Genomic DNA, 18,853 nt, shown 5'->3' on the forward strand with positions numbered 1-18,853 from the left:
TGGAGGTGGAGCGCGTGCTTGCGGAGGCGCGCAAGGCCAAGGAAGGCGGCGCCACGCGCTATTGCATGGGCGCGGCCTGGCGCAGCCCCAAGGAGCGCGACATGGACATGGTGATCGCCATGGTGGAGGGCGTGAAGGCTCTCGGCATGGAAACCTGCATGACGCTCGGCATGCTCTCCCCGCCCCAGGCGGCCCAGCTGGCCGAGGCCGGGCTCGATTATTACAACCACAATATCGATACGTCCGAGCGCTTCTATAAGGAGATCATCACCACCCGCACCTTCGCCGACCGGCTGGAGACCCTCTCCAACGTGCGCGACGCGGGCATCAAGGTGTGCGCCGGCGGTATTCTCGGCATGGGCGAGACCAATGACGACCGCATCGACATGCTGCTGACCCTCGCCAACATGGACGTGCCGCCCGAGAGCGTGCCGATCAACATGCTGATCCCCATTCCCGGCTCCAAGCTGGAGAATGCCGCGCCCGTGGACCCCATCGATTTCGTGCGCACCATCGCGCTCGCCCGCATCATGATGCCCACCTCCCATGTGCGCCTGTCGGCAGGCCGCACGGAGATGAGCGACGAATTGCAGGCCATGTGCTTCTTCGCGGGCGCCAATTCCATCTTCGTGGGCGAATGCCTCCTCACCGCCGATAATCCCGGCGAGGATCACGACACGGCCCTGTTCCGCCGATTGGGGATTTCGCCCGAGGAGGCGGACTTCGCCCAATGAGCGGACGGCTCGCGCGGTTCGAGACCACCCTCGCCGGCCTCAAGGCCAAGAGCCGGCGGCGGGCCTTGGAAGGCCGGGCGGGACATGATTTCGCCTCCAACGATTATCTCGGCCTTGCCGCCTCCCCCCGCCTCGCGGCGGCGGTCGAAGCGGCCATCGCCCGCGGCGTGCCCGTGGGCGCCGCCGGCTCGCGCCTGCTGCGGGGCAATCATCCCGAGCATGAGGCGCTGGAGGCGGAGGCGGCCGCCTTCTTCGGCGCCGGCCGCGCCCTGTTCTTCGGCGGCGGCTACAATGCCAATGTCGCCCTGCTCTCCGCTTTGCCCCAGCGCGGCGATCTCGTGGTCTATGACGCGCTCATCCACGCCAGCGTCCACGAGGGCATGAAGACCGGCAAGGCCGAGAGCGTCGCCGCGCGCCATAACGATGCCCAATCGGTGGAGGATGCTATCACCGCCTGGCGCGCGCGCGGCGGGCGCGGCACGCCCTGGATCGTGGTGGAGACCATCTATTCCATGGATGGGGACGCCGCCCCGCTGGACGATCTCATGGCCATCGCCGAGCGGCACGCCGGCTTCCTGATTGCCGACGAAGCCCATGCCACCGGCGTGTTCGGACCCGACGGGCGGGGGCGCGCGGCGCATCTGGAAGGGCGCGACGCGCTCATCACCCTGCACACCTGCGGCAAGGCGCTCGGCGCCTCGGGCGCGCTCGTGACAGGGCATGCCACGCTCATCGACTTCCTGGTGAATCGCGCCCGTCCCTTCATCTATGCCACCGCGCCTTCGCCCCTGATGGCGGCGGCGGTGCGTGAGGGCCTGCGCATCCTGAAGGACGAGCCGGAGCGGCGCGCCCGCCTGTCCGCCGTGGTGGCACACGCGGGCGAAAAGCTCGGCGCGATGGGCTGGCCGGCCAGCGGCTCGCAGATCGTTCCGGTCATCCTCGGTTCCAATGCGCGCGCGGCGGCGGTGGCAGCCCATGTGCGCGCGGCGGGCTTCGATTGCCGCGCCATCCGCCCACCCACCGTGCCGGAAGGAACCGCGCGCCTGCGCATTTCGCTGACCCTGAACGTGGACGAGGCCGTGATCGGCGGTCTCATGGGCGCCATCGCCGAGGCGCTGGAGCAGGTTGCGGCATGAGTCTCCCCCTGGTCGTGACGGGCACCGATACGGGTATCGGCAAGACCGTCTTTTCCGCCGCCCTCGCGGGCGCGCTCGGCGCGCATTATTGGAAGCCCGTGCAATCGGGGCTGGAGGAAGAGACCGACAGCGCGCTGGTGCAGCGGCTCGCCCGCCTGCCCACCGCGCGTATCCTGCCCGAGGCCTATCGCCTGAACACGCCGGCCTCGCCCCATCTGGCGGCGGATCTGGACGGCGTCGCCATCGATCCCGCCAAGCTCGTGCCGCCGGCCGTCGAAGGCCCGCTGGTGATCGAGGGCGCGGGCGGGCTCATGGTGCCGCTGACGCGCACGCTGCTCACCATCGACCAGTTCGCCCACTGGGGTTTTCCGGTGGTGCTGTGCGCGCGCACGCAGCTCGGCACCATCAACCACACGCTGCTTTCGGTGGAAGCCCTGAAGCGCCGCGGCATTCCCGTGCTGGGCATCGCCTTCGTCGGCGAGGAAATGCGTGACAGCCAGGACGTCATCGCGGCTTTTTCCGGCGTGAGGATCCTCGGCCGCCTGCCGCGCCTCGATCCCTTGACCCCCGATGCGCTGGCCGCCGCCTTCTCCGCCGGCTTCGACCTGGCCGATTTTGCGCCCGCGGGCGCGGGACCCTTCTGATGCGCACTTCTCCCGTCTGGCATCCCTTCACCCAGCATGCGACCGAGCCGGCCCCGCCGCTGATCGCGCGCACCCAAGGCGCCTATCTGGAAACGGCGGAGGGCAAGCGCATCCTCGACGCCATTTCATCCTGGTGGGTGATCACCCACGGCCATCGCCACCCGCCCATCATGGAGGCGATCCGCGCGGCGGCGCTGGAGCTGGACCAGATCATCTTTGCCGGATTCACCCACGCACCGGCCGAGGCGCTCGCGCGCGAGCTGGTGGCTCTCACCCCGGCCGGGCTCGATCACGTCTTCTATTCGGATTCCGGCTCCACCGCCGTGGAAGTGGCGCTGAAGATGGCACTCGGCACCTTCCGCAATCGCGGCGAGGCGCGCAGCCGCATCGTGGTGATGGAGGACAGCTATCACGGCGATACCATCGGCACCATGAGCGTGGGTGCGCGCGGGGTATTCAATGCCGCCTATGAGCCGCTGCTGTTCGAGGTGGATACCATCCCCTTCCCCGCCCCGGGCCGCGAACAGGAGACGCTCGACGCGTTCCAAGGCTTCGCCCGCACCGGAAAGGCCGCCGCGCTCATCGTCGAGCCGCTGATCCTCGGGTCCGGCGGCATGCGCATGTATGCGCCGCATGTGCTCGCGGAGCTGAAGCGGATCGCGCAAGAGACCGGCACCTTGTTCATCGCCGACGAGGTGATGACCGGCTGGGGGCGCACCGGCACGTTGTTCGCCTGCGAACAGGCCGGCATCGCGCCCGACATATTGTGCACCTCCAAGGGCCTGACCGGCGGCGCGATCCCGCTCGCCGCGACACTCGCCACGGCGGAGGTCTTCGAGGCCCATTATTCCACCGACCGGGCGAAGACCTTCTTTCACTCCTCTTCCTATACGGCGAACCCCATCGCCTGCGCCGCCGGCCTCGCCAATGTGCGGGTGTGGCGCGACGAGCCGGTGCGGGAACGGGTCGCGGCGCTGTGCGCGCTCCAGGCGAAACGCATCGCGCGGTTCGCGGGGGATCCGCGGTTCGAAAATCCCCGGCGCTGCGGCACCATCACGGCCCTGGACCTGAAGGTGCCGCAAGGCGGCTATCTCGCGGAAGTCGGGCCGAAGCTGCGGGCCTTCTTCCTGGAGCGCGGCTTCCTGGTGCGCCCGCTCGGCAATGTGCTTTATCTGATGCCGCCTTATTGCATCACGCCCGCGGAGCTGGACGCGCTGTACGACGCGATCGGCGCCGCGGCGGACCTGTTCGGAACCGCGTCATGAGCGCCTTTTCCACCAGCCGCATCGTCGGCTTCGGCCACGCGACGCCGGTGCGCGAGGTGCTGAACGCCGAGCTCGAAGCGCAATTGGGGCTCGAGGCCGGCTGGATCGCCCGGCGCACCGGCATCGAGGCGCGCCGCTGGGCGGAGCCTGGCGACACACTCTCCGGCCTTGCCCAAGGCGCGGCGGAAATGGCCCTTGCCGAGGCGGATCTTCCGCGCGCGGAGATCGGCCTGACCCTGCTCGCCACATCGACGCCGGACCAATTGCTGCCGCCGACGGCGCCTCTGCTGGCGCATCGGCTGGGGCTCACCCGCTCCGGCGCGGCGGATCTGGCGGGCGCGTGCGCCGGCTTTCTCTATGCGCTGGTCCTCGCGGAAGGCTTCGTGCGGCTGCATCGCAAGGCGGCCCTGGTGGTGGCGGCGAACATTCTCAGCCGCCGGATCAATCCCGCCGAGCGCGGCAGTTCGGTGCTGTTCGCCGACGCGGCGGGGGCGGTGGTGCTGGCCCCTTCGCGCGAACCGGACAGCGGCATCCTCGGCGTCTCGCTCGCCTCCGATGGCGCGGGCTACGACCTCGTCAGCATTCCCGGCGGTGGCAGCAGCCGGCCGTTCGGGCCGGACCTGCCGTTTGAAGAAACCCGCATGACCATCACCGACGGACGCGAGCTTTACGTCCAGGCGGTGCGGATGATGACCGAGTCCGCGAAGGCCGCGCTCCAGACCGCGGCCCTGCATGCGGGCGCGGTGGATTGGCTGGCGCCGCACCAGGCCAATGCGCGCATGCTGGATATGGTGGCCCACCAACTCGGCATCGCGCCGGAAAAAGTGGTGCGCAGCATTGCCCGCTACGGCAATTCCTCCGCCGCGACTATTCCTCTATCCCTGTCGCTCGCGCATCGGGATCGCCCGTTCCGGCGCGAGGAAACGCTGGTGCTCACGGCGGCGGGCGCAGGCCTGACCGGCGGCGCCTGCGTGCTGCGGCTCTAATGGAGGACCACATGCATCTGCACAAACTCGCGTGCGACGAACAATCCGCCGATCCGACCCCGGTCGCGGCGGAGGTGCTGATTTCCGGCGCGCCGCAAACCCGGGTCTGGATCACCTATGATGCGCCCGCCGAACGCCTGTGCACGGGCGAATGGGAGGCGACCCCGGGAAAATGGCGGGTCACTTATGAGGAATGGGAATATTGCCTCATTCTCTCCGGCCGCTGCATCGTGACCGGCGACGACGGCAGCCGCATCGAGGCGGGACCGGGCGATGCCTTCGTGCTGGAGCCGGGATTTTCGGGCACCTGGGAGGTGCTGGAAACCATGCGCAAGCACTGGGTCATCCGCACTCCCTGATCAGCGCAACGTGGAGCGGCGCTGGATGAGATCGTGTGCGGCGAACAGCTCGGCCACCCAGTCCACGAACACCCGCAGCCGCGCGCTCAGGTGACGGTTGGGCGGATAGACCACATGGAGCGGAAACGGCTCCGTGCCCCATGCGGTCAGCACCGGCACCAGCTCGCCGCGCCCCAGGGCCGCATGGGCGAGAAAGCTCGGCGGCTGGATGATGCCGAGGCCGGCGACGCCGGCGGCGAGATAGGAATTGCCCTCGTTCACCGACAGCGCATAGCGGCCGTCGATTTCCATCATCTGGCCGTCGCGCCCGAATTCGAGCGGGAAGAAGCGCCCCGTGCGGGCGCTGAAATAGCGCACCACCGGAAAATCGCTCTCCAGCTGGCTCGGATGGGTGGGCGTGCCGTAGCGCGCCAGATAGGCCGGCGACGCGCAGGTGATCATGCCGAGTTCGCCGATGCGCCGCGCCACCAGCGAGGGGTCGGTGATCTCCCCGCCGCGGATCACGCAATCCACATTCTCGCTCAGCAGGTCCACCGGCCGGTCAGTCACGCCGAGGTCGATCTGGATATCGGGATGGCGGGCGTGGAAGCCGGGCAAGGAGGGAATGAGAACCAGCAAGGCAAGGCTGGGGCTGATATCGACCCGTAGCCGCCCTTGCGGCGTGCCTTGCTGCTGGGTCATCGACCCGTCCAGTTCGTCGAGGTCGGCCAGCAGCGTGACGGCCCGCTCATAATAGGCCGCGCCGTCCGGCGTCACGGTCACACGGCGCGTGGTGCGGTTGAGCAGGCGCGTGCGCAGATGGGCTTCGAGCTGCTGAATCTGCTTCGTGAGCGTGGGCTTCGGCACGCGCAGAAGATCGGCGGCGCGGGTGAACGTCCCCGCCTCCACCACGCCAACGAACGCCCGCATTGCAGCAAATTGATCCAAATCAACAGAGCCTAGCTGCGAAATATCGATCATTATTCACGTATGGAAACAATGTAGTCAAAGATTGCATCTTTATTCAAGCGACATAGGGGCATATCCATGACGCATCGCAAAACGCCGATGAGCGATCGGCGGATTTCGCGGCAATCCGGACCCCTGACATGCCCCTGCCCTGGAGCGAAGATCGAATCGTGATGTCGTGCGGCGATGCCGTGCCGGTGCGCGTGCTGCGCCGGCCGGGTGCCTCGCGCGCCGCGCCGCTGATCCTTCACCTGCACGGCGGCACGTTCATCACCGGCACGCTGGATGCCGGCCGCACCGTCGCGGGCCTTCTGGCGCAGGCGGGCGCAACCGTGGTGTCGCTGGATTATCCGCTGGCCTGCGAAAAACCCTTTCCCTATCCGCTGGATATCGCGTTCGCCGCTCTGGACGGCCTCAACCGCCAGCGCGCCAAATGGAGCACCAAGCGCGCGCCGCTGCTGATCGCCGGTGAGGAAGCCGGAGGCAATCTCGCGGCCGGCGTCGCCTTGATGGCGCGCGACCAGAAGGCCCCGCCGCTCGCCGGGCAGATCCTGATCTCGCCCATGCTCGACCCCTCGCTCGCCACCTGCTCGATCCGCGAGGCCGAAGCCGGCCCGGTCGGCTGCAAATGGGCGGACGGCTGGCAGAAATATCTCGGCTCCGCCGACAAGGCCGCCCATCCCTATGCCGCGCCCGCCTCCGCCTCGCGCCTTTCCGGCCTTGCGCCGGCCCTGGTGGTGACGGCCGAGGACGACCCCATGCGGGACGAAAGCGTCCGTTACGCCGACAAGATGCGCAAGGCGCAGGTGTGCGTGCAGACCCATGTCTTCGACAGCCCCACCGGCTGGCCCGGCAGCCTTTCCGAAGCCGCCTCGCGCGAGGCCGACTGGGCCGAGCGCCTGCGTGGCCTCTTCTCCGCATTCTTCGCCGAGCTTCGGGCCGCCGTGCGGCCCGGCCTTCCGGCCCATCCCGCCCTTATCTGAACGCCAGGATCGCCCCCATGACCCGGATCATCACCAAGCGCCGCCTCGTGATCGCCGCCCTCGCCGCGACCGCCTTGTCCGCCGGCCTCGTCATTCCCTATGCCCTTCCCCACGGCGCCGCCCAGGCCAGCGATCCCGCGAAGGCGCCGGCAGGCGTGCCGGTTTCCGTCGCGGTGATCGAAAAGCGCGATGCCCCGGTGTGGGATGAATTCTCCGGCCGGCTCGAAGCCATCGAGCGCGTGGAGCTGCGCTCGCGCGTCGCCGGCGCCATTCAGTCCGTGCATTTCCGCGAAGGCGCGCTGGTGAAGGAAGGCGCGCTGCTCATCACCATCGATCCCGCCCCCTACCAGGCGGAGGTGGATCGCACCCAGGCCCAGGTGACCGCTGCGGAAGCGCGCGTCGCTCTGACCAAGGCGGACCTGGAGCGCGGCCAGCGCCTGTTCGAATCGCGCACGGTCGCCCAGCGCGATCTCGACGAGCGGCTGAACGCCCATCGCGAAGCCCAGGCCAATCTGCGCGCCGCCCAGGCGACGCTCCACTCGGCCGAGCTGAACCTCAGCTACACCGAGATTCGCGCCCCGGTCTCCGGCCGCGTCGGCAAGCTGGAAGTCACGGCCGGCAACCTGATCTCGGCCGGCCCCGGCTCCGTGGTGCTCACCACCCTGGTGTCGACCGATCCGATCTACGCCAGCTTCCATGCGGACGAGGAAGTGGTGCTGCGGGCGCTCGCCGGCCTCGCGGCGGAAAACGGCACCGACAAGCTGCCCCTGGAACGCATTCCGGTGGAGATGCTCACCGTGACCAGCAATGGCACGCCGGTGCGCGGGCATCTCCAGCTCATCGACAATCAGGTGGATGCGAAGACCGGCACGGTGCGCGTGCGCGCCGTGTTCGACAATCCCGACGGCCGCCTCATTCCCGGCCAGTTCGCCCGCCTGCGCATGGGCCGCACCACCAATGGCGATGCCCTGCTGGTCAGCGAGCGCGCCGTCGGCACCGACCAGAACAAGAAGTTCGTCCTGGTGGTGGATGGTGAGGGCAAGGCCAATTACCGCGAAATCACCCTGGGCGAGCCGGTCGGCGGCCTGCGTATCGTCACCAGCGGCCTGTCGGCCGGCGAGCGCGTGGTGGTGAACGGCCTCCAGCGCGTGCGCCCCGGCGCGCTCGTGGCGCCGCAGACCGTGCCCATGGAAACCTCCAAGACCGCCGAGGCCTCCGCCGCGGGCGAAGTCGCCCAACGCTGATTTCTCCGACCCGCCCCGAGGGATGACCCTCGGGCGGGCCGCGACACCTGTAGCCGCGTCATCTCCGCTCCCGGGCCATCCGCCCGCGGGGCACGGACCTTTTATGCCCCCGCGGGGGAGGATGTCATGAATCTCTCCAAATTCTTCATCGACCGCCCGATCTTCGCGGGCGTGCTCTCGGTCCTGATCTTCCTCGGTGGTTTGCTGGCGCTGCGGGTGATGCCGATTTCCGAATATCCCGAGGTGGTGCCGCCGCAGATCGTGGTGCGGGCAAACTACCCCGGCGCGAACCCGAAGGTGATCGCGGAGACCGTGTCCACCCCCATCGAGGAACAGATCAACGGCGTGGAAGGCATGCTCTACATGAGCAGCCAGACCACCACCGACGGCCTGATGACGCTGACCGTCACCTTCAAGCTCGGCACCGATCCGGATAAGGCCCAGCAATTGGTGCAGAACCGGGTCTCCCAGGCCGAGCCGCGCCTGCCGGAAGACGTGCGCCGCCTCGGCATCACCACCATCAAGAGTTCACCCGACCTGATGCTGGTGGTCCATCTGCTGTCGCCCAACGGGCGCTACGACATGACGTACCTGCGCAATTACGCGGTGCTGAACGTGAAGGACCGTCTCGCCCGCATCGCCGGCGTCGGCGACGTGCAATTGTTCGGCTCGGGCGATTATTCCATGCGCGTGTGGCTGGACCCCCAGAAGGTGGCCGAGCACGGGCTTTCCGCCAGCGACGTGGTGGCTGAGATCCAGGCCCAGAACGTGCAGGCCGCGGCCGGCACGGTGGGCGCCTCCCCCGGCGTGGACGGGCTCGACCTGCAGCTCTCCGTCAACGCCCAGGGCCGCCTGCAAACGGAGGAGGAGTTCGGCGACATCGTCGTGAAGAGCGGCGACAATGGCGAAGTGGTGCGCCTGCGCGACATCGCCCGCATTGAGCTCGGGGCCGCCGATTATGCGCTGCGCTCGCTGCTGAACAACAAGTCGGCCGTCGCGGTGCCGGTGTTCCAGGCCCCCGGCTCGAACGCCATCCGCATCGCCGACGAAGTTCGCCGAGTCATGGCCGAAATCAAGGAGAACATGCCCGACGGGGTGGATTATTCCATCGTTTACGACACCACCCAATTCGTGCGCGCCTCCATCGACGCCGTCATCCACACCCTGCTTGAAGCGGTGCTGCTGGTGGTGCTGGTGGTGATCCTGTTCCTCCAGACCTGGCGCGCCTCCATCATCCCGCTTCTGGCGGTGCCGGTCTCGATCGTCGGCACGTTCGGCGTGATGTATGTTTTCGGCTTCTCCATCAATGCCTTGACCCTGTTCGGCCTGGTGCTGGCCATCGGCATCGTGGTCGACGACGCCATCGTCGTGGTGGAAAATGTGGAGCGCAACATCGAGCAGGGCCTCGCCCCGCGCGAAGCCACCTACCGCGCCATGAAGGAAGTGTCGGGACCCATCATCGCGATCGCCCTCGTGCTGATCGCGGTGTTCGTGCCGCTCGCCTTCATCACCGGCTTGTCGGGTCAATTCTACAAGCAGTTCGCCCTGACGATCGCGATTTCCACCGTGATTTCGGCGGTGAATTCGCTGACTCTTTCGCCCGCCCTGGCGGCCCTGCTTCTGCGCGGCCACGATGCGCCGAAGGATCGCCTGACCCGCATCATGGACCGCTCGCTCGGCTGGCTGTTCCGCGGCTTCAACGCGGTCTTTGCCCGCGGCTCCCTGGCCTATGGCAATGGGGTGAAGGGCGCGATCTCCCGCAAGGGCATCATGGTCGGCTTCTATCTGGTGCTGGTCGCCTGCACCGTCGTGCTGTTCCGCGCGGTGCCGGGCGGCTTCGTGCCGGCGCAGGACAAGCAGTATCTGGTCGGCTTCGCCCAATTGCCGGACGGCGCCACGCTCGACCGCACGGAGGAGGTGATCCGCCGCATGAGCGACATCGCGCTCCAGCAGCCGGGCGTCGAATCGGCCATCGCCTTCCCCGGCCTGTCGATCAACGGCTTCACCAATTCCTCCAATTCCGGCATCGTGTTCGTCGGGCTGAAGGCGTTCGAGGAGCGCAAGACGCCGGAGTTGAATGGCGGGGCCATCGCCATGCAGCTGAACCAGAAGTTCGCCTCCATCAGCGAAGCCATCATCGCCATGTTCCCGCCCCCGCCGGTGCAGGGGCTTGGCACCATCGGCGGCTTCAAGCTGCAATTGGAGGATCGCGCCGGCTTCGGCTATGAGGCGCTGGACGAAGCCACCAAGGCGTTCATGGCCAAGGCCATGCAGCAGCCGGAGCTGGCGGGCCTGTTCTCCTCCTATCAGGTGAATGTGCCCCAGCTCTATGCCGACATCGACCGCACCAAGGCGCGCCAGCTCGGCGTCGCGGTGACGGACGTGTTCAACACCATGCAGATCTATCTCGGCTCGTCCTATGTGAACGATTTCAACAAGTTCGGCCGCACCTACACGGTGCGCGTCCAGGCCGATGCGCCGTTCCGCGCCCGGCCGGAGGATGTGGGCCAGCTCAAGGTGCGCTCCAAGACCGGCGAGATGGTGCCGCTCTCAGCCTTGCTGAAGGTGCGCTCGGCGGCGGGACCGGAGCGGGCCATGCGCTATAACGGCTTCCTTTCGGCGGATGTGAACGGCGGCCCGGCGCCCGGCTTCTCCTCCGGCGAGGCGCAGGCGGCCATCGAGCGGGTGGCGGCCGAAACCCTGCCCAAGGGCTTCGGCTTCGAATGGACCGAATTGACCTATCAGGACATCCTGGCGGGGAATTCGGCGATCTGGGTGTTCCCGCTCTCGATCTTCCTCGTGTTCCTGGTGCTCGCGGCGCAATATGAGAGCCTCACCTTGCCGCTGGCGATCATCATGATCGTGCCCATGGGCCTGCTCGCGGCCATGGCCGGGGTGTGGCTAAGCGCCGGCGACAACAATGTGTTCACCCAGATCGGCCTGATCGTGCTGGTGGGCCTGTCGGCGAAAAACGCGATCCTGATCGTGGAATTCGCCCGCGAGCTGGAGTTCCAGGGGCGAAAGCCGATCGAGGCCGCCATCGAGGCAAGCCGGCTGCGGCTGCGGCCGATCCTCATGACCTCGCTGGCCTTCATCATGGGCGTGGTGCCGCTGGTCACCTCCACCGGGGCGGGTGCGGAAATGCGCCACGCCATGGGCGTCGCGGTGTTCGCCGGCATGATCGGGGTGACCGTGTTCGGCATCTTCCTCACCCCGGTGTTCTATGTGCTGCTGCGTCTGCTGGCGGGCAACCGCCCGCTGGTGCAGCACGGCGAGGCCCTGCCGGATCTTCACCCCGCGGCCGGTGGCCACGGCCCCGGCGGGCACGGCACGGACGGGCACGGCGCCCCCGCGCCCTCGCACGCGTCCTGAAGCGGCGCCCGCCACGACGCAAAAAGAAGCCGCCCCGTCCGGGCGGCTTCTTCATTTGCAGGGTCAGGATCGAAGATCGCTCAGACCGGGGCCGGAACCTCAAGCGCCGCCGCGACCGGCCCGGCGACGGCCTGCGCATCGGCCGCGATCGCCAGGAACGGCTGGCAGACCGCCATCGGCTCCGGCTGGAATCGGGCCCGCGCGCAGAAGGTGTTGAACGGCGCCGCGAACGCCGCAATCCCGTCCGTCACCTCGCCCGAGACCGCGGCCAGCCGTTGCGGCGACGGGCCAAGCTCGCTCTCGATGGGCATGACGGCGCCCGGCAGATCATCGAGGCCGATGATGTCTCGATGCGGCGGCGTGAACAGCAGCTCGATCGCCGCGCGATTGGCGCCGATGGCCGCGAGCCGTTCCGCAGGCAGCGTCGCCCGGGAGAAAAGCCCCTTCAGGTTGAAGCGGCCCTGGCGCCGGCGACTCTCCGGGGTGTCGAGCAGGCACAGGGAATAGCCGAAGATCTCCACGTCGAACATATGTTCCAGGGCCTGGACGAAGGATTCGAGGAGGGAGCCGTCCCACCCAATATCCACCAGCGCGACGCGCATCTTGGGCGCGAGCCCGTAATCCAGCAGGTTCCGGAACAAGCCGCGGCGATTGCGGCGCGCCACCTTGAGGATCTCCCAGCGGTAGGCCCCGAGGAAGCGCCGGACCAGCGGTTCGGTCGTCGAATCGATGATCACATCGTCTCCGAGCCCGATGTCGGCCAGCACGAAGCTGGCGGGCGCGGGAACATCCAGGTGTTGCAGGACTTCGAAGGTCCGCAGGCCGTGCGCGCCGGCCAGAAGCATGTCGATCCGCGTATCGAAATTGCGGTCGTGGGTGCCGGCCAGCATGATGACGGTGGGGCCGATGCCGAAATAAGCGTGACGCGGCAATTGCGGCGCATCGGGATGCTGCGCGAGCCGCTCAAGGGCCGTGCCCATCCCCGGGCAGAACAGCAGCAGGTCGATGTCGTCGCGCCGGGCCTGCTGATCCAGCCAATGCTGGAATCCCGTCAAGACCGGGCCGGCGACGCGGAAGCCGAGCGTCTCGCAGGACCCTTCGGGCAAACGGCCGACCAGGCGCTTCAGCCCAAACGCCACCGAAGCGACCCCCTCGGTGTGGGGGGGCAGAGGCTCCGGATCCGGCGGGATGTCCTGTGCGAGCTCGTCGGCGAGGGGAAGAATCCGGTCTGGCGCCACATCGAGCTCATGCGCCATGCGCATCACCAGCGCCGCCGCGTCGGGCGAGCCGGTTCGGTCATGCGACAGGAAGAGCGGCACCCGGGGCAAGGCATGCTGCGCGAGCAATTCCTCGAAAAACGCGGCGGGCAGGTGGGTGGAGCCCGCAAGGGCCGCGCGCCCGCCCTCGGCGACCTCCCGGAACGTGGCTTCCATGCGCGGATTGGGAAGCCACAAGGCCAGCTCGAACCGGTATTCGGTGCGCTTGGCCAGATTGCGTTCGGTCGGGCTCGCCTCCAGGTTCGCGTAGATCAGGTCCAGGGTGAAAGGCTGGTCGCCCTCGGCCTGCTGGCGCGCCAGGGCTTCCGCCGCAATGCGCCGGGACCGGAAATCGGGCATGCCGACGCTCGCGCCGACAAGGTCGAAAAGATGTTCCGGCTCCACCAATGGGCGGATGAATAAGGTCTTGCAGACATCGAACCAGACGATATCTGCCGCCTCTGAAGCCGCGTTCAGTGTCAAAACCGGACCCCTTTCGCCCTTCCTCCCGCACGGTGGCGCAAGGCCGCTTCCGCCAGCACACGCTTCCATAGCGACGATGCAACCCGATCAAGCACGGATGGATGCCATCGCTTGCGTGCAAACGACATTACGCATCCCGCCCTCAGGAAGGAACGCGGAATGTCAGGTCGTTCGGGTGCAAATTAGGGGAGAAGAAGGGATCGCGCATGAAGAAAAGTGGATGGGCCACATCCAGCCGGCGCTTGTCGGCGCGCAGGCGCGCCATTTTTTCCGCGCTAACGTGATCGATGCCCCGGCTCATGGATTCGTAATGCAGCAGTTCCGCCGCCGGGCACACCACATTGAACAGGCCCGCCTCCACGAGGCGGAAGCACAGGTCCACGTCATTATAGGCAACCGGGAAGGATTCATCGAAGCCGCCGACGGTTTCGAACTTGCTGCGCTCCACCATGAGGCACGCTCCGGTGACCGCCAGCCAGTTCGAATCGAGCATGTTGCGCGCGTAATAGCAGGGGTCCTTGGCATTGGCGCCGAGGAAGGCGTGGCTCGGACCATCGGCGATATACACCACGCCCGCATGCTGAACCCGGTGCGACTTGGGATATAGCAGCTTGGCGCCCACGGCGCCGATATGGCTCTGCTGGGCATAGCCGATCATGCGATCGAGCCAGTCGGGCGTGATCACCTCGGTATCGTCGTTGAGGAACAGCAGGACCTCGCCCGAGGCGGCACGCACTCCGACATTGCACAGCGCGGAGAAATTGAATGGAAAATCGTGGCGCACCACGTGCACGCCCTCTTCCCCGGCCAGGCTGTCCAGATAGGCGAGGGTTTCCGTTTCGCTCGAGCCGTTATCAACGACGATGAGCTCGAAATTGCGATAGGTGCTCTTTTCCTGGATCGACCGCAGGCATTGGCGGAGCACCGCCCAATTGTTCTTGGACGGGATGATGATCGAGACGCGCGGCGCCTCGATCACGTCGTACCGCACCCGCATATAGGCCTTCAGGCCTTCCACCGGCTCGCACGTTCCGGTCACCCCGCGACGCTGCATGGCTTCCAGGCGCAGCCGCACGGCGGCGGTGAGCGCCTCCGGCTTGGCGTCGAACTCCGCCGCCGCCGAGCCGGGCATGATGCGCCAATGGTACAGGACCTTCGGGATATGGGAGATCTTGCGGGTGGCCTCGGTGAGGCGGAGCACGAAATCCCAATCCTGCGAGCCGTCATATTCCGACCGCAGCGGCCCGACCTTCTGGGCCAGGCTGCGGCGCACGCAACTCACATGGCACGTATACATCAGGCTCATGAGCGTGTCGGGCGACCAGTCCGGCTTGAAGAAGGGCTCCACGAAGGTGCCGTTGGTCGCGATCTTGTCTTCATCGCTATAGATGAAGTCGGGATCCTCCCGATCGATGCAGGCCGCGAGCTCGTAGAGGCAATCCTCGGTCAGTTCGTCGTCATGGTCGAGAAAGACCAGGAACTCCCCCCCCGCCAAGGCGATGGCTTCGTTGGTGGCGCCGGAAATGCCCTGATTGTCCGTCAGGTTCTTGACGATGACGCGCGGATCCTTGAGCTGCGCCAGAGCCTGGCGCACCTCGTCCCGGGGGCTCCGGTCGTCCACCAGGATCAATTCCCAGTGCGGATACCATTGGGCGTCGACCGAGGCCACCATGCGGCGCAGCACGTCGAGGGGGGTATTATACAGCGGCACGATGATGGAAAAGCGCGGCGTCGCGCGGAAGCGCGCGATGCGCTCGTCCAGATCGGTCGGGCAGCGCGGGGCGATATAGGTGTAGCCGGGGGATTGGCCGCGCCATTCATAGGTGCCGGTGCGCACCGCCGGGAGCGAGGCGTCCATCCGCCCCTTGCGACCCGGACGGAACGCGATATTGCGCGCCTGATGACCCAGAAGCCCGGCCCGGAACGCCGGCACCGTGGTCTTCGCCATTTTCCGGTAGCGATAGGCCCGCAGCCAGCGCAGCCATGTGCGCCAGAGGGCGGACGGGGCCGCTTTCAGGCCGCTGCCGCGCCGCCGGTCCGGCGCCTGCTTCGACAGATAGTCGGCGAGCGGCGATTGCCAGGGCTCCAGCTCGGGATGCTCGTCGCGATAGGCGATGGGGCTGAAGGTGGCGCTCGGAATGCGGCCCTCGGCCTCGCCATAAAGGATATAGTGCCACAGCGGGTTCAGCGCGGCGCCACCGACGTCCGGATAGGTCGCCAGATAGAAATCGGAATCGAAAACGGGATTCGGCCAGCAGCCTTCGAAACCGCCGCGCAGCAGATAATCCACCACCGGCTCGACGCCGACGGAATCCGGCTGGCGATACTGGTCCAGGTAGAACTGCCGATCAAAGAGGCCGGAATCCAGGAGCAGCCGGCAATTGGCCTCCAGTTCTCCCGAACCGAAACGGCGGATCAGCCGTCCCCGCACGCCCCGCACGCCGCGACGCGCCGACACCGGCAAGGCCCGGACCAGCTCGGAAATATTATGCCGCCTGCGGCGCTCCACCTCGGCGCGCGACAGCGCCGCTTCTAGGCGAAGACTCAGATTTCCAAGTTCGGTCTCCTGCTGGCGAATCCGCTCTTCGGCACGGGCGATCTCCTTGTCCAACGTCGCCCGAAGCGCCGCCAGTTCCGCCACATGGGCCCCGTCCATCTCCATCAACACGTTCGCTCCCAGCGGCCTCGAGAGATTGCGAGCCGGCTTATCCACCAACACCGCCGGCCAAGCTTAGAGTGTGGGTAGCACCCTCAAGAATGGCGCGTACATCTCATACGAAGAAGCCTATCCCCTTACCTTACAAACATAGCGTTGTAATTTGATTATATGGACACCGTCGCGTCTGACGCTGCGAACGACCATATAACGGGGAATGATACCCTGGCGGCTCGCCGGATCGCAAGCAAATGTGCCGGACGGGCCTTGCCCCGGACCAATTCGCAGACCTGGGGCGGGGTGACGTTGGCACAACCTTGCCGCTTGCGTCCCGCGTCGGGCTTCCGGTCGCGTTCGGACGATCGCCCGATGCGGGCGATCACGCGGGCGAGCGAAGCGTGCTCCCATGCCGCGCGCAGCCGTGGCTGCATGACTTATCGTGCGCGCCGGCGGCAGCTATCCCTGACAGGGCCCCTCAGCGCCGCGCGCCATTTGGCCTTCGGGCGGCCGTCTCTTTGCGGAAGCACTCGCGTGGAAACGAGGGCGCGTGCAGGGGCGCCCTCAATGCCGCTTTGACCGCAGCGGGGGCTTCGCACGCCGCCGCTTAGGCCTCGGCACCATCATCGCGCACCGACGCCCCGATCATCGTTGCATAGATGACCGTGACGAGCAGGCCCACGAGCGCACCAACGCCGGCCATGCGCAGGGGAGATCCCAGCATGGAGAATTCGACCTGAGGCGCTGTCAACAGCCGCGTCGGCTTCAATTCGGACCGCCGAAACTCGATCCGCGCGTCCTCATACGCCTGCTTTGCCTTGGTCATGTTGACCACCAAATCGCGGCGCAACATTTCCAGCATGGATGTTTTCGCGAGATCCCCGGGCTCGGCGGAATTGATGCTTTCGGACAGGCGCTCGTTCACTTGATTGTAGAGCTTCGCAGATTCCTGATAGTCGGCCTGCGCCCGATCCTCGGCGTCGCGCAAAATCTGGCGCGTTTCCTGAAGCTTGCGATCGTGATCTTCAATCAGAAGCTGTGCCGCGGTTCTGACGGCCGCAAGCGCTATCTGCGGCGTTTCCGCCTTGGCGCGGATCTGAAACAGGCTTTCGCGCGTACGCTCCCGGACGCGCAGGTCGCCATCGCCGCCAAACCGCAAGGCGGGCAAGGTGGAGGCCAGGCTAGGATCTCCCGTCCGGCTGGCGATTTGCTGCGCGAAATCGACCGATTCCATCTGCGTGATGATTTCGGTTCCGGAATCGATCGGCCGCAGCTCGCAGCTGGACACATTGGCCCCTTGCGCCGGCTTAATCTGAGCGATCTCGACGGAAACGACGGCAGAAACCTTGCGGAAAAACAGCTTCTGGATTGCCACGCCCGAGAGGGCCCCAAGACCCATGGCCACGAGAGCAAATATGCCGATTTTCCGAGCCACGTGGGCAAACCTGGTCATCATCTTGCCTCTCGCAATCCGTTTGCCGGCATCTTGAGCTTGGGTTGGGTCTGCCATGGGAGGGCCCATTTCCGCCCCCAGCATTCCATCACCAACGTTAATAGAATGAGTGCGTCCGCAATCGGACGCACATATACACCAAGGCCGACGGTGAGCGTCACCGGGACGATCCGGCCCGACAAAAAGACATCTTGCAGGCCAAAGGGAATCTTCTGGAGCGAGATCAGGTCGAGCGGAAGAAAGATCAGAATTACCAGCCCACACAGCAGCCGGCCATGGCGCATCGTTGCCAGAATTGGAAAGATCGCCGCATACAAGACGAAGGTGTATCCGCCAAAACTAAAACTTGTATTGAGAATTATGACAACCAGGACAGCAAGGGTCTGCTCCTGGCTCAGACGGCGCCCCGTGCGCACGACGCCGATAATGGCGGCGAGCACGAGCGCCAGGGTGCCGACCCTCAAGCCCATGCTCAAAAGGGTCTGCCATTCCTGACGCAGTGGCGATCCGAGATTCCCGGCCACGTCCCAGTCCAGGGCATAGGAAAAGCCCGTCAGGGACGCATTCATGCTCAGCACGGCACTGGGTGTAAAGATGAAGTCGGCGGAAGAAAAGCCAAGCAACCCCGGAATGAACAGGATGAAGCTGGCGTCGCACACCATGCCGGTCACCAAAAAGATGATGCCCGAGACCGCGACGGTCCGAATAAACCAGATGGGGCGCGCCTGGATCAAATCTGCAAAAAGCAGGAGAGCGCAATAAGGCTTGATATTAATCATGAGCGCAATGGCGAAAACTCTGCCCCACCCCCGGCTCAAGAGGGCCCAAGCCAGCAGGGGTGGAAGAAAGATAACCAAATTCCCGCGCTCCAGCGCGAACAAAAATGGCATGGACCCCAAGAAGAACAAAAAATAGCACCACTTTTCCAGCAGCGACTTGTCGCGATATAGATTTGACGCAAAAATAAACTGCGTGCAAAGCACAGAAGCAACAATAAACGCAATCGAAATACCGGTGCCCGCTGCGCGGAGAGAAAAGGCATCCGGAAAGGTCGCATTCCCGAGAAAAAATGAGCTGACCCCATTCAGTATGACAAAGACGAGGGGCGGGTAAACCGATTCCCACTCCGTATAACGTCCGGGATCACTTGCCCAAAACACGCTATGGAACAAATCCATAAACGTGTCGCCCTTATCCAGAGGAAACGGCGCGGGCAGATAATGATTTACCAGAAAAAAATGAACGATACCGATAACGCCCAGAATCTGCACCACGGCAAGCCCAACGGCGAAATATCCTTTAGGCCCTGCCTCATCTTTTCGCCGGAGCTGAAACAT

General features: G+C 66.0%; 14 protein-coding genes (1 of these 14 cut by a window edge). 9 read left to right on the plus strand and 5 right to left on the minus strand.

The window, feature by feature from the left end:
* The 6 genes in view from bioB to V5F84_RS01195 are tightly spaced (at most 11 nt apart) and all read left to right on the plus strand, a layout consistent with a single transcriptional unit that may run on beyond the window.
* Positions 1 to 734 carry the 3' portion of a biotin synthase BioB gene (gene bioB, locus V5F84_RS01170; protein WP_394045435.1) on the plus strand. The gene continues 280 nt to the left of window position 1, outside the view, so only the last 734 of its 1,014 coding nucleotides appear in the window; the start codon falls outside the window, past its left edge; it ends in the stop codon at positions 732 to 734.
* Complete coding sequence (locus V5F84_RS01175; RefSeq protein WP_394045433.1) at positions 731 to 1,870, plus strand: 8-amino-7-oxononanoate synthase; 1,140 nt, start codon at positions 731 to 733, stop codon at positions 1,868 to 1,870. Before bioB ends, V5F84_RS01175 begins: the two co-directional genes overlap by 4 nt.
* Complete coding sequence (gene bioD / locus V5F84_RS01180; RefSeq protein ID WP_394045431.1) at positions 1,867 to 2,514, plus strand: dethiobiotin synthase; 648 nt, start codon at positions 1,867 to 1,869, stop codon at positions 2,512 to 2,514. Before V5F84_RS01175 ends, bioD begins: the two co-directional genes overlap by 4 nt.
* Positions 2,514 to 3,779 (plus strand): adenosylmethionine--8-amino-7-oxononanoate transaminase, encoded by a 1,266-nt coding sequence (locus V5F84_RS01185; protein ID WP_394045429.1) that lies wholly within the window; start codon positions 2,514 to 2,516, stop codon positions 3,777 to 3,779. Before bioD ends, V5F84_RS01185 begins: the two co-directional genes overlap by 1 nt.
* Positions 3,776 to 4,765 (plus strand): beta-ketoacyl-ACP synthase III, encoded by a 990-nt coding sequence (locus tag V5F84_RS01190; RefSeq protein ID WP_394045427.1) that lies wholly within the window; start codon positions 3,776 to 3,778, stop codon positions 4,763 to 4,765. The genes V5F84_RS01185 and V5F84_RS01190 overlap by 4 nt, the downstream gene beginning before the upstream one ends.
* An 11-nt stretch (positions 4,766 to 4,776) precedes the next feature.
* Positions 4,777 to 5,124, plus strand: coding sequence for a cupin domain-containing protein (locus V5F84_RS01195; protein WP_394045425.1), 348 nt, complete (start codon positions 4,777 to 4,779; stop codon positions 5,122 to 5,124).
* Here the strand turns inward: V5F84_RS01195 and V5F84_RS01200 are convergent, their stop codons facing one another.
* Complete coding sequence (locus V5F84_RS01200; RefSeq protein ID WP_394045423.1) at positions 5,125 to 6,051, minus strand: LysR family transcriptional regulator; 927 nt, start codon at positions 6,049 to 6,051, stop codon at positions 5,125 to 5,127.
* Positions 6,052 to 6,212: 161 nt separating this feature from the next.
* Here V5F84_RS01200 and V5F84_RS01205 point away from each other — a divergent pair, with 161 nt between their 5' ends.
* From V5F84_RS01205 to V5F84_RS01215, 3 genes are all read left to right on the plus strand, one after another.
* A complete protein-coding gene (locus tag V5F84_RS01205) occupies positions 6,213 to 7,055 on the plus strand; it encodes an alpha/beta hydrolase (protein WP_394045421.1) in 843 nt (280 codons plus the stop codon).
* Positions 7,056 to 7,072: 17 nt separating this feature from the next.
* The gene (locus tag V5F84_RS01210) at positions 7,073 to 8,299 is read left to right on the plus strand and encodes an efflux RND transporter periplasmic adaptor subunit (RefSeq protein WP_394045419.1); all 1,227 of its coding nucleotides are present in this window, start codon (positions 7,073 to 7,075) and stop codon (positions 8,297 to 8,299) included.
* Positions 8,300 to 8,425: 126 nt separating this feature from the next.
* On the plus strand, positions 8,426 to 11,671 hold the full coding sequence (locus V5F84_RS01215; RefSeq protein WP_394045417.1) for an efflux RND transporter permease subunit: 3,246 nt from the start codon (positions 8,426 to 8,428) through the stop codon (positions 11,669 to 11,671).
* A gap of 80 nt (positions 11,672 to 11,751) precedes the next feature.
* Here V5F84_RS01215 and V5F84_RS01220 read toward each other — a convergent pair whose 3' ends face one another.
* The 4 genes from V5F84_RS01220 to V5F84_RS01235 all read right to left on the minus strand — a co-directional run bounded on the left by V5F84_RS01220 (position 11,752) and on the right by V5F84_RS01235 (position 18,853).
* The gene (locus V5F84_RS01220; protein ID WP_394045415.1) at positions 11,752 to 13,410 is read right to left on the minus strand and encodes a hypothetical protein; all 1,659 of its coding nucleotides are present in this window, start codon (positions 13,408 to 13,410) and stop codon (positions 11,752 to 11,754) included.
* Positions 13,411 to 13,552: 142 nt separating this feature from the next.
* Positions 13,553 to 16,072, minus strand: a complete 2,520-nt coding sequence (locus tag V5F84_RS01225; RefSeq protein ID WP_394045439.1) for a glycosyltransferase family 2 protein — start codon at positions 16,070 to 16,072, stop codon at positions 13,553 to 13,555.
* A 598-nt stretch (positions 16,073 to 16,670) separates the two neighbouring features.
* Positions 16,671 to 17,519 (minus strand): hypothetical protein, encoded by an 849-nt coding sequence (locus V5F84_RS01230; RefSeq protein ID WP_509277143.1) that lies wholly within the window; start codon positions 17,517 to 17,519, stop codon positions 16,671 to 16,673.
* Entirely contained in the window at positions 17,516 to 18,853 is a 1,338-nt protein-coding gene (locus V5F84_RS01235) for a hypothetical protein (RefSeq protein ID WP_394045411.1), read from the minus strand. The genes V5F84_RS01230 and V5F84_RS01235 overlap by 4 nt, the downstream gene beginning before the upstream one ends.

The organism is Roseixanthobacter liquoris (assembly GCF_043195135.2).
In the GTDB taxonomy this organism is placed as follows: domain Bacteria; phylum Pseudomonadota; class Alphaproteobacteria; order Rhizobiales; family Xanthobacteraceae; genus NCEH01.